Annotated in this window: 10 protein-coding genes; 6 read left to right on the top strand and 4 right to left on the bottom strand. The window is 44.6% G+C overall.

The features are described from left to right. Positions 1–122: 122 nt before the first annotated feature. Together STRDD13_RS04950 and STRDD13_RS04945 are read right to left on the bottom strand one after the other, a co-directional pair. Positions 123–1,481, bottom strand: coding sequence for a carbohydrate ABC transporter permease (locus tag STRDD13_RS04950; protein WP_067102646.1), 1,359 nt, complete (start codon positions 1,479–1,481; stop codon positions 123–125). A gap of 84 nt (positions 1,482–1,565) precedes the next feature. Continuing rightward, on the bottom strand, positions 1,566–2,822 hold the full coding sequence (locus STRDD13_RS04945) for an extracellular solute-binding protein (RefSeq protein WP_067102637.1): 1,257 nt from the start codon (positions 2,820–2,822) through the stop codon (positions 1,566–1,568). 411 nt (positions 2,823–3,233) lie between these two features. On the opposite strand from STRDD13_RS04945, the gene STRDD13_RS04940 reads away from it, so the two are divergent. From STRDD13_RS04940 to glgP, 3 genes are all read left to right on the top strand, one after another. Continuing rightward, positions 3,234–4,244 carry a LacI family DNA-binding transcriptional regulator gene (locus STRDD13_RS04940; protein WP_067103201.1) on the top strand — a complete coding sequence of 337 codons (1,011 nt, stop codon included), beginning with the start codon at positions 3,234–3,236 and terminating at the stop codon, positions 4,242–4,244. Between the two features lie 150 nt (positions 4,245–4,394). Further along, on the top strand, positions 4,395–5,891 hold the full coding sequence (gene malQ, locus STRDD13_RS04935) for a 4-alpha-glucanotransferase (protein WP_067102634.1): 1,497 nt from the start codon (positions 4,395–4,397) through the stop codon (positions 5,889–5,891). A 1-nt stretch (position 5,892) separates the two neighbouring features. Continuing rightward, entirely contained in the window at positions 5,893–8,154 is a 2,262-nt protein-coding gene (gene glgP, locus STRDD13_RS04930) for a glycogen/starch/alpha-glucan family phosphorylase (protein ID WP_067102631.1), read from the top strand. A gap of 109 nt (positions 8,155–8,263) precedes the next feature. On the opposite strand, the gene STRDD13_RS04925 is transcribed toward glgP, so the two are convergent. Both STRDD13_RS04925 and STRDD13_RS04920 read right to left on the bottom strand, forming a co-directional pair. After that, on the bottom strand, positions 8,264–9,229 hold the full coding sequence (locus tag STRDD13_RS04925; protein ID WP_067102627.1) for a LacI family DNA-binding transcriptional regulator: 966 nt from the start codon (positions 9,227–9,229) through the stop codon (positions 8,264–8,266). Next, on the bottom strand, positions 9,210–10,664 hold the full coding sequence (locus STRDD13_RS04920) for a sucrose-6-phosphate hydrolase (RefSeq protein ID WP_067102624.1): 1,455 nt from the start codon (positions 10,662–10,664) through the stop codon (positions 9,210–9,212). The genes STRDD13_RS04925 and STRDD13_RS04920 overlap by 20 nt, the downstream gene beginning before the upstream one ends. A gap of 228 nt (positions 10,665–10,892) precedes the next feature. Between STRDD13_RS04920 and STRDD13_RS04915 the strand changes: the two genes are divergently transcribed. The 3 genes from STRDD13_RS04915 to STRDD13_RS04905 all read left to right on the top strand — a co-directional run bounded on the left by STRDD13_RS04915 (position 10,893) and on the right by STRDD13_RS04905 (position 15,919). Continuing rightward, a complete protein-coding gene (locus tag STRDD13_RS04915) occupies positions 10,893–12,827 on the top strand; it encodes a sucrose-specific PTS transporter subunit IIBC (RefSeq protein ID WP_067102621.1) in 1,935 nt (644 codons plus the stop codon). Positions 12,828–12,917: 90 nt separating this feature from the next. Continuing rightward, positions 12,918–13,799 (top strand): fructokinase ScrK, encoded by an 882-nt coding sequence (scrK, locus tag STRDD13_RS04910; RefSeq protein ID WP_067102618.1) that lies wholly within the window; start codon positions 12,918–12,920, stop codon positions 13,797–13,799. 275 nt (positions 13,800–14,074) lie between these two features. Continuing rightward, positions 14,075–15,919 carry an APC family permease gene (locus STRDD13_RS04905; protein WP_067102615.1) on the top strand — a complete coding sequence of 615 codons (1,845 nt, stop codon included), beginning with the start codon at positions 14,075–14,077 and terminating at the stop codon, positions 15,917–15,919. Positions 15,920–16,056 lie beyond the last annotated feature (137 nt).

Below are 16,056 nucleotides of genomic sequence, written 5' to 3'. Positions count from 1 at the left end.
ATTCGAACCTTCACCACGAAAGCTGGTCAGGAAAATCCAAAGGATGGGGGTTAGCCAGATGACTGCAAGGACAATCAAAAGGATATAGACTCCTGTTAAGTACAAATTTTTCTTGCGTTTCATTATTTCGCGGCTCCTTCCTTAAATGATGAAGATCTCGTGTAGGCCAGTAGACTAAAGACGGCTGAGATGATAAAGATCAAGATACCGATGACAGAGGCCAGGTTGTAGTCTTTGGCAGAAACAGTAAGCTTGTAGAGCCAGGTGACAAGCAGGTCAGTAGAACCAGCTTGGTAGAATTCAGAGTTAGAAGGGCCACCACCTGTCAAGAAGTAAATGACGTTGAAGTTATTGATGTTTCCGATAAATTGCTGAATCAAGGACGGTGCCATGATCAAGAGAATTTGAGGGAAAGTGATGCTTTTGAAAATTTGGAACTTGCTAGCACCATCAATTTCAGCCGCTTCGATTTGTTCGCTTGGCAAGTTCATGATAATCCCGGTAGCGACCAGCATGGTAAAGGGAATTCCGATCCACATATTGACAAAGATGATGGAGAATTTCGCCCAAATCGGGTCACTGAGAAATGGAATCGGGTCAGAGATGAGTCCAATAGTTTGTAGCAGTCCGTTCAGTGGCCCATGATCGTTTAAGAAATTACGCATGAGAAGGAGGGAAACAAATTGTGGGACGGCAATGGTAATGACAAAGAGGGTCCGCCATACCTTCTTGTATTTGAGTCCTTTTGTATTGAGCAAGAGGGCTAGGACGATTCCAAAGAAGAAGGTCGTAGCTGTTGCAGCGACTGCCCAGATAAGCGTCCAGGTTAAGAGAGGGAAGAAGGTCCCTGCCATCCGACCAGAAAAGACATCGCCAAAGCTAGCAAACCCAACCCAGTCAAATAGAGATTTTGGAGCGGGGTGGTTGTGGTCAAAGTTTGTAAAGGCCAAACAGATCATATAGATCAATGGAAGGATGGTAAAGAGTAGGACTCCAATCAATGGGACACTCATCAATCCCATATGGAAGCGCCCATCCGCCAATGTTTTGAAGTCTTCGATGAAGTTTGGAATCTTGCGACCAGACTTTTTCAGGGAGACAATGTGGCGGGCACTCTTAAGGTTACACCAGTAGATGTAGGCAAACACCGCACAGAAAATCAGGGAAGCCAAACCGAAAATCAAGAGCAACATCGAGTTGTCTCCGGCGACTTGCACAGTCAGCTTGATTCCCTTGACCGTTTGAGTGACTTCGCCTTGTTCTTGCGTCCCCAAGGTGATCATCCCCTGGATAGCTGGGACGATTTGGATGAAAAAGGTCAGTAAGAAAGCAAGTTCAGATAAAAGAAAGAGCAGTCCCTTGGTGAATTGCTTGTTCACCAGGTTGGTAAAGCCCATGATGAGAAAGGACAATTTTACATCCCAACTGCCATCCTGGAAGACTTGGCGCATTGGGACCTTGTCATAAGTTGTCATTGACATCGCGATATTCTCCTTGTCTTATGAAAACGTTTTAGGTAAAAAATAAGTGAGGAGAATGTGTTCTCCTCACTAAGTTGGTTGCTCCTATTTAGCAGCTGCTAAATCTTGGTCAAATTGTTTCAATTTAGCAAGGTATTGGTCTTCACCGAATTTACCGTTGTATGCGTCGCTTAAGAGAGCGGCACTTTCAGTCCAGAAGACAGACATTTGGCTTAGTTTAGGCATAACTGTTGTATAGGTATCAGATGATCCCATTTTGATAACAGCTTGTGCGAGTTCATTGTTTTGAACATCTGCAGATTCTTGTACTTCTTTGTTAGCAGGGATGATATTGCGTCCTTCAGACTTGAATTGGTTTTCTTGACTGTCTTTGCTGGTCAAGGCTTGAGCCAACTGGTAAGAAGCAGCGATACGATCGGTGTCCCCGTTAGATGGAGTTTGGTTGACAGCGTATAATTTGACACCCATAAAGGCTTTTTGTTGTACATCTTTGCCCCCAATGTTTACGGTTGGGTAAACGGCGATACCAAGGTTTTCTTTTCCAACAGCTTTCACAGCAGCAGCATAGTCCCATGGTCCTGATTGGAAGGCTGCGACAGAACCGTCCTCAAATTTTGCGAGCAAGTTTGCTGCATCGACATTGACAAAGCCTTTGTTCTTATTTTGTGCGGCGATGAACTTCAATACATTTACACCAGCTTCATTGCCCCAGTTGGTTCCAGAAACGTCTTCACCACTTTGGCCAAAGAGAGTGTCTCCTACAGATAAGAAGAGAGGAGCAGTCGCATAGGCGTTGACTTCTTTTAAGTTAGCACCGAAGGTTGCTTTTGAAGTGATGGTTTCATAGCTCTTCACGTCATCTGCAGAAAGTTTTGACTTGTTGTAGTAGGTGACTTGAGATTCGATCCCATAAGGGAAAGCATAAGTCTTGCCCTTGTATTGAGCACCTAGAGCAGCTTGCTCTGTATCATTTTGTTTGATCTCGTTTGCGTATGTTTCTGGAATTTCTTGAATAGCTCCAGCTTCTACCAATTTTCCAAGTTGGTCGTGTGGAAGGGAGAAAACATCTGCAGCGGTTGAAGCATCTTTGGTCAAGTTTTCTTGTGCATTTGGATCTTCCATTTCCACCATTTCAACAGTGTAACCTGATTCTTTTTCGAAAGCTGCGACGGTCTTTTCATAAGAAGCCTTTGCGCCTGTTGGAACCCAAAGTTTTAGGGTTTTGCTACCAGAAGCAGAAGAGCTGCTTTCGCTACTTTTGTTTGAACCGCAGGCTACCAATACGGTTCCAGCTAAGAGTAATCCTGCACTTGCTAGGAAGGTCTTTTGCCATTTTTTCATTTTCTTTTCCTCCAGGAATATTTTTTACATACCCATTATGCAACCGTTTGCAAAATTTGTCAAGTATTTTTTGTTATTTTTTAAAAATTTTTTTAAAGTCCAATTGAATCGACCTGGGAGCAGTTATATATAGAAAGAAAAGTAGGCGCTAGGAGATAGAACGCAGTCCTTTAAGAGGGGAGACAGGCTCGAATGATTCATCCGCCTCTTCCTTTGTAGTCGACTGCAAAGTGGATGTGGGAGCAGGGGAGATGTGCTTCGGAAGGTCTCAGGAGAAGCGAGAGGAAAATTTTCTGAAAACGTTTCCGAAATTCTATTGTCAGATGGGAGAAAAATGCTATAATGGAAGATGCAAACGCTTGTATGAATCATAGGATCCAAATGATAGAGGATATGAAAGGAGAAGCAGATATGGTGACCATCAAAGATGTCGCGCTACGGGCTGGTGTCAACCCTTCGACGGTGAGCAGGACCTTAAAAGACAGTAGTTCCATTTCCCAAACGACTAAGGATAAAGTTCGAAAGGCTATGAAGGAATTAGGCTATGTCCCGAATGTCGCAGCTCAAATGTTGGCCAGTGGCTTAACACAAAGTGTTGGTCTAGTCCTTCCCCCCTTAACCAGCCAGGAGCGCTTAAGTCAGCCCTTCTTCATGGAATTTATCACGGCCATTAATGCCGCAGCCAGTAAAAAATCGCAGACGGTTTCGATTGCTACAGGGGAGAGCTTGGAAGACTTGCAGCACCAAGTTCATCTGATGCATCGACAGAAGAGAGCAGACGGTTTCATTATCCTCTACTCTGAAAAGGAGGACCCCGTTAAGGACTACCTTTTGGAACATCACCTGCCATTTGTGGTGGTCGGGGTTGCCCAGGATACGAGTGGTGCGATCACCTATATAGACAATGATAACCGTGGAATGGGCCGTCAGGCTGCAGAGTTTTTGGCTGAAAAAGGTCATCAGAATATTTTATTTGTAACCGATGATTTGGAGGGGCAAGTCTATTCAGAGCGTTATGAGGGCTATTCAGAAGCCATGGCCGAGTTGAACTTGCCCGTCTATCCAAGTGTCGTCTTTGATCGTCATCGGGCAGAAACTCTTCAGGACTTTATGGATCGACTAACAGAAAAGCAAGCCACGGCGCTTGTGGTTATCGATGATTTATCGGCTGTTCGGATTATCCAGTGGTTGTCCTTCTACCAATTGAGGGTGCCGGATGATCTGTCTATCATTTCCTTTAATAACTCGATTTATGCAAAGATCATTCATCCTTATTTATCTAGTTTCGATATCAATATCGCCGAACTAGGTAGGAAGAGTTTGGAGGAGTTGCTGGGCCTATTGGAAAAACCTTCCAAAGAAAGCAAGAAAATTCTGGTGCCCTTTCACTTAAAAGACAGAGAGAGTGTCATTCGGAGATAAAAATAGGAGAAGAAAGATCGGGAGAAACCGGTCTTTCTTGCTTTGTAAGCGTCCGTTCGCATAAAACACGCAACTTTTTTAAAAAGGCTCTTGACTTACGCAAACGCTTGCGTTATAATTTCCTTAGATTAATCACGACGAGGTATGAAAATGGATAAAAGAGCAAGTGGTGTCCTGATGCATATTTCCTCCCTTCCAGGGCAGTATGGAATCGGGTCTTTCGGTCAAGCAGCTTATGATTTTGTAGACTTCTTGGAAGCAAGTCATCAGTCGTATTGGCAATTGCTTCCCCTAACGACGACTAGTTATGGGGATTCACCCTATCAGTCTTTTTCAGCTGTCGCTGGAAATCCGCATTTTATTGACTTGGATATGCTGGTAGAAGCCGGTTATTTGGAGAAAGAGGACCTGGTAGGAGTTGATTTTGGGAGCGATCCTGAAGTGGTGGATTATGCGCGTATCTTTATGGTCCGTCGGCCCTTACTAGAAAAGGCTGTTAGGGCATTGTTAGAAAGTCCTGCAACAGCAAATTTTGAACGATTCAAACAGGAAAATCGTGCTTGGCTCTTAGATTACGCTGATTTCATGGCCTTTAAAGAGCACTTTGACAACCGCTCTCTGCAAGAATGGGGCGATGACGCAGCGATTCAACGGGATTCGGTGAGAGTGGCAGAACTGCGAAAAGAGTTATCGGCTGTTGTCACCTATCACCAAGTCGTTCAATATTTCTTTTTCAGCCAATGGGCGGCCTTAAAGGACTATGCCAATGTGCATGGGATCGAGATCATTGGGGACATGCCCATTTATATCTCGGCGGACAGTGTAGAAGTCTGGACCCAGCCTCATCTCTTTAAGCTAGATCCGGACTGTAAGCCACGCTATATTGCCGGAGTTCCACCAGATAATTTTTCAGCGACTGGCCAGCTCTGGGGGAATCCGATTTATGATTGGGAGGCGCACAAAAAGGAAGACTACGCTTGGTGGATTTTCCGGATTCAAGAGTCCTTCAAACTATATGATTATTTGCGAATTGATCATTTTAAAGGGTTCTCAGACTTTTGGCAGATTCCAGGAGGCGATGAGACGGCTGTCCGTGGCAAGTGGGTCCCAGGACCTGGATATGACCTCTTCCGTGCGGTGAAAGAATCCCTGGGCGATTTGAACATCATCGCAGAAGATCTGGGGAATATTGATGAAAAAGCCCGGCAATTGCTAGCAGACTGTGGCTATCCAGGCATGAAAATCATGGAATTCGGATTTTACGATATTAAAGGAAAGAGTATCGATATTCCGCACCATTACACTGCCCATTCTGTCGCCTATACAGGAACGCACGATAATGAAGTTGTCAATGGTTGGTATCAAAATCTAACTCAAGAGCAACGAGATTACACAGATGCGTATATCAATCGACGTGCTGGAGAGCCTATCACACGGGCCTTTCTTCGCACCCTATTTGCAACGGTCAGTGATACAGCTATCGCGACCATGCAGGATATTTTGGATAAACCAGCTAGCAGCCGGATGAATCTGCCCAATACAGTTGGTCAAAACTGGAAATGGCGGATGGTGTCAGAGGACCTGACCGAAGACAAGATAGAATTTTTGAAAGACATCACAGAAAGGTACAATCGAGGAAAAGACTAAGATGACAAGATTTACAGACTATGTTACCAGCAAAGGGAAAAACCTAAAGGAGCTGTCGAATGAAGCGATTTATTATTTGCTCCTGGATTTTGTAAAAGCAGAAGCTGTAGAAATGCCTAAGAATGACAGCAAACGCAAAGTCTACTATATATCTGCTGAATTTTTGATTGGGAAATTGCTGTCCAATAACCTGATCAATCTAGGCATTTATCAAGAAATCCAAGAAGAATTGGCTGCAGCAGGTAAGCACATCAGTGAGATTGAAGATGTCGAGCCTGAACCATCACTGGGAAATGGCGGTTTGGGCCGTTTAGCTTCTTGTTTTATCGATTCGATGGCGACGCTGGGCATCAATGGAGAAGGAGTTGGTCTAAACTATCATTGTGGACTGTTTAAGCAAGTCTTCAAAGACCGACAGCAAGATGCGGAGCCAAATTTTTGGATCGAAGATGATTCTTGGTTGACGCCTACAACGATTTCCTATGAGGTTCCCTTTAAAGAATTCACCCTCAAATCCCGTCTAGACCGGGTGGATATTCTTGGCTACAAGAAGGAAAGCAAAAACTACCTGAATCTATTTGATATCGATGGCTTGGATTATGGCTTGATTCGAGACGGAATTACCTTTGATCAAGAAGAGATACAAAAGAATCTAACTCTTTTCTTATATCCAGATGATTCGACCCGTCAGGGAGAATTGCTTCGCATCTACCAACAGTACTTTATGGTCTCAAATGCGGCGCAGCTCCTGATCGATGAAGCCCTTCAGCGCGGGTCTAACTTACACGATCTAGCAGACTACGCCTATGTGCAAATCAACGATACTCACCCTTCTATGGTCATTCCAGAGTTGATTCGCCTATTGACCGATCAACATAGCTTTAGCTTTGAGGAAGCGGTAGCAGTGGTGAGCCAAATGGTTGGCTATACCAACCATACCATTCTAGCGGAAGCCCTTGAAAAGTGGCCTTTGGATTACTTAGAAGAAGTCGTTCCGCATTTGGTTCCGATTATTAAGCAATTGGATGCCTTGATCCGGAAACAGTATTCAGATCCTCAGATCCAAATCATTGACGATCAAGATCGGGTTCATATGGCCCACATGGATATTCATTTTTCAACGAGTGTCAATGGAGTTGCAGCACTTCATACTGAAATCTTAAAAAATAGTGAGCTAAAACCCTTCTATGACCTGTACCCAGAGCGTTTCAACAACAAGACCAACGGGATCACCTTCCGTCGCTGGCTGGAATTTTCAAATCAAGAACTAGCAGCCTATATCAAAGAGCTGATTGGGGAGGACTACCTTCAGGATGCGACCCAATTAGAAAAATTGACAGCCTTTGCAGATGATCCAGCTGTTCATGAACGATTGGCTGAGATCAAGCGCGACAACAAGGTTTCTCTTCAGCGCTACCTCAAAGCCAATAAAGGGATTGACCTAGATGTAGATTCTATTATTGACACGCAGATCAAGCGATTCCACGAATACAAACGGCAACAAATGAATGCGCTATATGTGATTCATAAATACCTTGAAATTAAAAGAGGGATTCTGCCTAAACGCAAAATCACCATTGTCTTCGGAGGAAAGGCTGCTCCAGCCTATGTCATTGCCCAAGATATCATTCATCTGATCTTGACTCTATCTGAGCTGATCAACCAAGATCCTAGCGTTAACCCTTATCTCAACGTCTTTTTGGTCGAGAACTACAATGTAACCGTTGCAGAACATTTGATTCCAGCGACAGATATTTCCGAGCAGATTTCTCTTGCATCCAAAGAAGCTTCAGGGACTGGAAATATGAAGTTTATGCTTAATGGAGCCTTGACCTTAGGAACCATGGACGGTGCTAATGTCGAGATTGCGGAGCTGGTCGGACCTGAAAACATTTATACTTTTGGGAAAGATTCGGATACCATTATTGATCTCTATGCGCAAGCAGGATACGTCTCTAAAGATTACTACGAAGGCGATGAACGGATCAAGGAAGCGGTTGACTTTATTGTTAGTGAGGAATTGCTAGCCCTCGGCAATAAAGAGCGTCTCGAACGCCTCTATCATGAACTTATTTCCAAAGATTGGTTTATGACCTTGATCGACCTTGCAGAATATATCGAGAAGAAAGAGAAAGTCTACGCCGATTACGAAGATCAAGAGTCTTGGAACAAGAAAGTGGTCTTGAACATTGCAAAAGCTGGCTTCTTCTCCTCAGACCGGACCATTCAGCAGTACGACGAGGAAATCTGGCATACCAAATAAAAGACTCTCTTAGATTTTAGGATCCACTAGATGCATAAACCCCCTCTCTGCAAGACAGAGAGGGGGTTTGTGTGTATCCTGAAGAGGGAGTCAACCTATGGAATGCTCCTTAAGCGGTTGTTCCGTTTAGGAGGTTGACAGGAAGTGTATAGCAGGTTTGTTCTAAGGGCTCCTCGTGTAGTTTTTTCATCAGTAGTTCAACGAGTAACTGGGCGATTTCCTTGATGGGCTGTTTTAGGGTGGTGAGATGCGGATGATAATGCTGAATAAAGCTTGTTGCATCATATCCGATGAGTTTGAGCTGGTCCGGGATGTGGATCCCTAGCTCACGTGCCACTTGCTCTACCGTGATGGCCGTCAAGTCATCGGTTGTAAAGATCCCGTCTGGCTGCTCCTCTTGTAGGATCTGACGGATGATTTCTTGTTTGTCCTGAATGGCGAGGTCACCTGCGATTTTGATGACGGGTGCATCGGGGAAACTTTCCCGAAATCCGACCTGTCGAAGTCCTGTAGGAGAGTTTGAATTGTCGCTTCCTGTCAGGACCAGCGTTTGCTGGCACCCCAAGTCTTTGAGCCGCTGGCCAGCCAGTTGTCCCCCCAGGTAATTATCAGAGGAGACGACCGTGATATCAGGAGCTAGATTTCGGTCAAAGGAAATAATGGGAGCGTTGACTTGGTTGTAGTCTTCGATGCCCAGATTATGGCTACCAGAGATGATCCCATCCACCTGATTGGCTTCCAGCATCTCCAAGTATTCTTTTTCCTTTTCAGAGTCATGTTGGCTGTTGCAAAGGATGATCTTGTAGCCACGGTTAAACAGTTCTTCCTCCAGATAACTAATCAACTCGGCAAAAAAGATGTGGTTGACGGTTGGAAAGATCAACCCCACCAATTTGGCAGATTTTCCTTGAAGACTGCGAGCTAAGTTATTGGGTTTATAACTTAGTTCCTTCATAGCCGCTTCGACCTTTTGGATAGTTTTTTTTGAAAGATAACCTTTCTTATTGATAACACGGGATACTGTCGTAGGGCTGACGCCTGCTAATGCGGCGACATCAGTTAGTTTTGCGACCATAATCTAGTGGGTAGTATTTTCCAGTAACGGTCCCTTGTGTGAGGGCAATTCCGCTTTGATCTTCATCTGGGAAAACGCGACCTGAAAATACTTTCTCTCCTTGGTTAATGAAAATTTCAAAAATTGAGGCGTCGATAAAAATACGGGCAGTGGTTTCTTTTGGAGCAATCGTGCAGGAACGCGTCGTTCCAAACTCTTGTGCAAAAGGCTCCCCGCACTGGCTACGATCCAGAATGACCTCTCCGTTGATGGTATCAATCCGAAGGCTTAAGCCCTGTGATGCATGATTCGCAAAGAGGACCAGTTCACTTTGTTCACCTTCTGGGATTGTGATCTCTAATTCGTAGGTATTGTTGGTTTTCTCCTTAGGAGAAAAGGTCTCTTCTCCTTGACGGAGGCTAGACACAGCTGGAACTGGCGTCTGATAGAGCTTCCCATCTTTGATGTGGAGTTCTTTGACAAGCGATAGGGCACCTTGGTAGCTGTATCGGTCCGTTGGATAAGAAACATCTGGCAGGGCCAACCAGCTTACTGCATAGGCACGCCCATCAGGAGCAGTGAATCCCTGCGTGGCATAGCATTCAAACCCATAATCCAATTGTTGTAAGGGCCCGACTTGGACTAAGTCTGCTCGTTCTGGGTCAAAACTTTCTGCAATCTTATACAGGTTTGGATAGATATTTCCATAGGAAAAGACAGATTGGTCCAAACCTTGCGGGCAATAAAGAAGGACCGGTTGGTCATCCACAAAGACAAGATTTGGGCATTCCATCATATAGGCCGTTTGATCATTGGCAAAGGAGAGGTCGTTGACAAACTCCCAGTTACGGTAATCGTTGTTTACAGCCTTATACAGCTTGATAATCCCTTTTTGATCTAAATTTTGCCCACCAACGATGGCGTAATACTGATCTTTATACTGAAAAATCTGTGGATCACGAAAATGGTCTGTGGTGTCACTTGGTTGGTCGATTAAAATCTGGTCCATTTTTTCGATGTGACCATCTGGATCCATCAAAGCTCCAATTTGATAAGGATGGCGGACCCAGTTTTCATCGCGGACATTTCCAGTATAGAAAAGGAAGAGTTTTCCGTCGATTTCAAAGCCAGAGCCAGAGTAGGCCCCATGACTATCAAGTGGGGTATCAGGATAAAGGACGGTTCCTGTTGGTTCAAAATGGACCAAGTCCGTCGACTCTGTATGCACCCAAGACTTTAAGCCATGAGCAGCCCCGAAAGGGAAGTACTGGTAAAAAAGGGTCCACTTTCCATTAAAGTAAGAAAAGCCGTTGGGGTCATTGAGAAGCCCGTGTGGCGTTTCAATATGGAAATTCGTTCTCCAAGGGGAGCTAGCCGTTTCTTTTTTAATCTTTTCAATGTATGCTGGAGACCATTGGTCATAGGGCCGATAGCGCTCTTCTGTCGTCCAAGCCATCTGTATTCCTCACTCTAAAAATGATTTTATTCTATTAATATAGTAAACGTTTCCTAAGCAAAAAGCAACCGTCAAACCACCCGATAAAGAAAAATGTCAATCGATTGACATTTTTGTAAAAAATTTCTGTTAAACGATTGACATATCCCCCTGCTTTGATATATAATATGAATCGTGGAAAGTTGTAAAAACGCTTTCAAACGAAAATAAAAGGAGATTTATTTGCAAATGGATAATTCACAAATTGCAAAAGAAGTCATCAAGGCACTTGGTGGACGCGAAAATGTTCGCAGCGTAGCCCACTGTGCGACTCGACTTCGTGTCATGGTTGTCGATGAAAATAAAATCGACAAAGAGAAGGCAGAATCAATCGAAAAGGTTCAAGGAGCATTCTTTAACTCAGGTCAATACCAAATTATCTTTGGTACAGGAACAGTAAACAAGATCTATGATGAAGTCGTAGCGTTGGGTCTACCAACTGCATCAAAAGATGAGCAAAAAGCAGAAGCAGCGAAACAAGGAAACTGGTTCCAACGTGCTGTTCGGACCTTCGGTGATGTCTTTGTTCCAATCATCCCAGTGATCGTAGCAACCGGTCTTTTCATGGGTCTTCGTGGTCTCTTGACACAGCCTGCTGTCATGAATCTCTTGGGCGTATCTAGCTACAATGCAGATTTCTTGACCTATACTCAAATCTTGACCGATACAGCCTTTATCGCCTTGCCAGCCCTTGTGGTTTGGTCTACCTTCCGTGTATTCGGTGGAAATCCAGTGATCGGGATTGTTCTTGGTTTGATGATGATTTCAGGTTCTCTTCCAAATGCTTGGAGCATCGGTAGTGAAGCGGCTAAGATCGTTGACGGAGAAGCGGTCAAATACATTGTGGAACCAATGAAATTCTTTGGTTTCATCGATGTAGTTGGTCACCAGGGTTCCGTTATCCCAGCCTTTGTTGTGGGGATTGTCGGTGCAAAATTCGAAAAAGCACTCCGTAAGGTCGTACCAGATGTCTTAGACCTCTTGGTGACACCATTCTTGACACTTTTAGTAATGTCTATCTTGGGTCTCTTTGTGATCGGACCAGTCTTCCACCAAGTAGAGACAGGGGTTGAAATTGCAACAAACTGGCTCTTGACCTTGCCTTTAGGTCTTGGAGGTCTCATCTTTGGTGGGGTTCACCAAGTCATCGTTGTAACCGGTGTTCACCATATTTTCAATGCCATTGAGGCTGGATTGGTGAAAGCAAACGGTGCGGATGCATTGAACGCGATTATCACAGCGGCTATGACAGCTCAATTGGGAGCAACCTTGGCCGTAGGTGTGAAAACTAAAAATCCTAAATTGAAAGCGTTGGCTTTCCCAGCAGCTCTATCAGCTGGTCTTGGAATTACTGAGCCTGCAATCTTCGGGGTGAACCTCCGTTACAGAAAACCATTTGTTATGGGTCTTGTTGCCGGTGCAATCGGTGGATGGTTAGCTAACTTCATGGGACTTGCAGGTCTGAACTACGGAATCACGATTATTCCTGGAACTCTTCTCTATACCAATGGTCAACTCTTCCAATACATCTTCATGGTGCTCGTTACAACTGCTCTTGGTTTCGCGCTGACCTACATGTTTGGATATGAGGATGAGCAAAAAGAAGAAGCGGAAACCGCTCGTACCTTGGAAGAAGCGGAGACAGGTCAATTTATCGCTCCAACGCTAACAGAAGAAGTGCTTGTTTCTCCTCTTTCTGGTAAAGTAGTGAAATTGGAAAATGTCGATGATCCAGTCTTTTCATCTGGTGCAATGGGAAATGGCCTTGCAGTTAAACCATCTGAAAACGTAGTATACGCTCCAGCCGATGCTGAAGTAACCATTGCCTTTGAAACAGGTCATGCTTATGGGTTGAAAACAGCATCTGGTGCTGAAATCCTCATCCATATCGGGATTGACACAGTTTCTATGGATGGCGACGGATTTGAAAAATTAGTTGCAGCTGGTGACACAGTGAAAGCTGGTCAAGAATTGGCACGTTTTGATGCAGATAAGATCAAAGCAGCTGGTTTAGATGATACAACGATGGTCATCGTAACCAATACCAGCGATTTCACAACCGTTGAAGGTCTTGCACAAGGTACTGTTTCACACGGACAGGACTTCCTAAAAGTTGAAAAATAATCAAGAAAAAGGTCTTAGACCTTTTTCTTCTTGTTTAGCTGTGCTATAATATTGACAGGACTAAACAGTAGAAAAAGTGAGAGGTTAAAAATGTCTAAATTGTACGGTAGTGTAGAAGCAGGCGGGACAAAGTTTGTTTGTGCTGTTGGGGATGATGACTTCCAGGTACTGGAGAAAACGCAATTTCCTACGACCACACCTTATGAAACCATTGAGCGGACGGTTGAGTTTTTCAAGCGCTATGAAGACCGTTTAGCTGGGATTGCGATTGGCTCCTTCGGACCGATTGATATTGATAAGAACTCCCCTACCTACGGATATGTGACGTCAACTCCCAAAGAACATTGGGCCAATGTGGACTTGCTGGGCCTCATTGCCAAAGAATTTAATGTTCCGTTTTACTTTACGACAGACGTGAACTCTTCTGCTTATGGGGAGATGATGGTTCGCAAAAATGTTTCTAGCCTGGTCTACTATACGATTGGAACGGGAATCGGTGCAGGCGCTATCCAAAATGGTGAATTTATCGGAGGATTAGGCCATACAGAGGCTGGTCATGTCTATGTTCCTCGTCATCCGCGAGACTATAGCAACGAATTCTACGGCTCTTGCCCTTTCCACAAGGGGTGCTTAGAAGGCTTAGCGGCTGGTCCGTCTCTGGAAGCGCGGACTGGAATACGTGGGGAGCTAATCGAGCAAAACTCAGATGTCTGGGATATCCAGGCTTACTATATCGCGCAAGCAGCTGTACAAGCGACCCTGCTCTACCGCCCTCAAGTGATTGTGTTTGGTGGAGGCGTTATGGGGCAAGCCCATATGCTCAAGCGTGTACGAGATAAGTTTACAGCCTTGTTAAATGGCTATTTACCAACTCCTCCAGTGGAAGAGTACATTGTGACTCCTGCTGTCCCTGAAAATGGCTCAGCAACTTTAGGCAACCTTTCCTTGGCAAAGGATTTGAGCAATAATTAACCAAATCGTCACCCCTCAAGCAAATAAGCTTGGGGGGTTCGCTTGTCCTTGAGGGCCTTACAGTCAATTGAGACCACCCCTCAAGAGGGTCTGATGAAAGTAGAAAAGCTGTTGCTGAAAGGGGGATCCTCAGACTTGGTCTGGGAACGATACACGAGGCAGTCTGCGTGGTTAAAAAAACATAGCAAAAATAATAGTTTTCTCTCACTCGAGCTTGAAAAGAAAGCAGAAAGAGGGTATAATTAGTTTTATTTTTCAAAATGATGGAGATGAAAATGTTTCAGAAGTTAAAGGATATATTTATCGGAGAACCCTTGCGTAGTGACGATGCTGGCGAGGGGCATTTTCTGTCTAAAATCCAGGCGCTAGCCATGTTGTCGAGCGACGCCTTGTCATCGATTGCCTACGGACCGGAGCAAGTGGTCTTGGTCTTAACGACCGTTTCTGCTTCGGCCATTTGGTGGTCCATACCCATCGGAATCTTGGTCTTGGTGCTATTGGCTAGTTTGACGGTTTCCTATCGGCAAGTTATCCATGCCTATCCGCAAGGTGGTGGAGCTTACATGGTGACGACAGAAAACCTGTCGCCTAAGTGGGGCTTGGTCGCTGGGGGAAGCTTGTTGGTAGATTATATGCTGACCGTGGCTGTGTCCGTGGCATCCGGAGCAGATGCGATTACTTCAGCCATTCCAGCTCTCAATTCCTTTAGTCTAGAGATTTCCATTGCCCTTGTCTTGATTCTCATGCTCTTAAATCTCCGAGGGCTTCAAGAATCTGCCACTTGGCTGATGTTGCCGGTCTATCTCTTCATTGTTGCGGGTCTTTTGTTATTGGCCTATGGTATTTTTGAAATCGTTACTGGCCAGTTGCCAAATACTGCAACCGCACGCTTAGGACAACCAGTAACTGGAGTGACGCTGGTGCTTCTCTTGCGCGCCTTTACGTCAGGGTCTGCTTCCTTGACAGGGGTTGAAGCAATCTCAAATGCTGTGCCTTTTTTCAAAACACCAAAAGCAAAAAATGCAGCAACAACTCTCTTTATTATGTCGACTATCCTTGCGGCTTTATTTTCAGGGATCATTTTCCTAAACTGGTGGATTGGGATTGTTCCAAAGAGTGGAGTGACGCTCTTGGCACAGATGGCCCAGGCGATTCTAGGAGACTCTGCCCTAGGAAATATTCTCTTTTACGCCTTTCAGTTTTCAACCGCTATGATTCTGGCAGTTGCGGCCAATACCGGTTTTTCGGCTTTTCCGATCTTATCTTCGAGTATGGCGAAAAACAAATACATGCCCCATTTGTATATGGAAAAAGGCGCAAGAATGGGGTATTCAAATGGAATTTTAACTCTTGCTATCGGAGCGATTGGCCTCCTACTGATTTTTAAAGGAAATACAGATCGATTGATTCCTTTGTACACGGTTGGGGTATTTGTTCCCTTTGCTCTTTCTCAGACTGGGATGGTGGTCCACTGGGTTCGGAAGTATGGGAAGCAATTTTGGAAGCATTCCGTTGCCAACATTTTGGGCGCCCTTATCTGTTACATTATCGTATTAATCCTTTTGGTCTTCCGTCTGGGAGATATTTGGCCATTCTTCCCGATTTTAGGCTTTTTGATCTGGATGTTCCTTCGCATCAAACAACATTACAATCGCGTCGCGCAACAGTTACGAATCACCAGTGCCATTCAGGAGAAAAAATACCAGGGGAACCTTGTCCTCATCCTGATTGGGAATATTACCAAGGCCAATATTGGTGCGATTGCTTATGCTCGTTCGATTGGTGATCAGGTGATTGCGATGCATGTCTCGACCAAGGATACCTTGGCAAAAGATAAGGAAACCGAAGCGGAGTTCAAACAGTACTTCCCAGGAATCGACATGGCCCATATCGAGTCTCCATACAGTTCGATTACACAATCCACCTTGCAGTATGTAGATGAGATGGCGAAAAAAGCTGCGGCGGAGCACTTTACCCTAACCGTTTTGATTCCGCAGTTTGTGCCGAAGAAGTCTTGGCAAAATATCTTGCACAACCAAATGAGCTTACGCTTGAAGTATTATTTGAAGTGGCGAGAGAATATCGTCGTTTCTTCCTACTCTTACCACCTGAAAGAGTAGAAGTCCCTCTTATTTTAAAAATGTAGAAGCGCCTCCTCTAAAAAGGTCTCATCCTTCCCAAGAGAGCGCTTCTATTTTTATTGAAAAATGGTGGGAAATATGGTAAAATGACTGGTACATTCTCGAAAGGATTTAAA

Origin of the sequence: Streptococcus sp. DD13 (genome assembly GCF_001578875.1) — a bacterium.
In the GTDB taxonomy this organism is placed as follows: domain Bacteria; phylum Bacillota; class Bacilli; order Lactobacillales; family Streptococcaceae; genus Streptococcus.
Note: the sequence above shows the minus strand (reverse complement) of the source record. Positions and strands in the feature narration are given on the sequence as shown.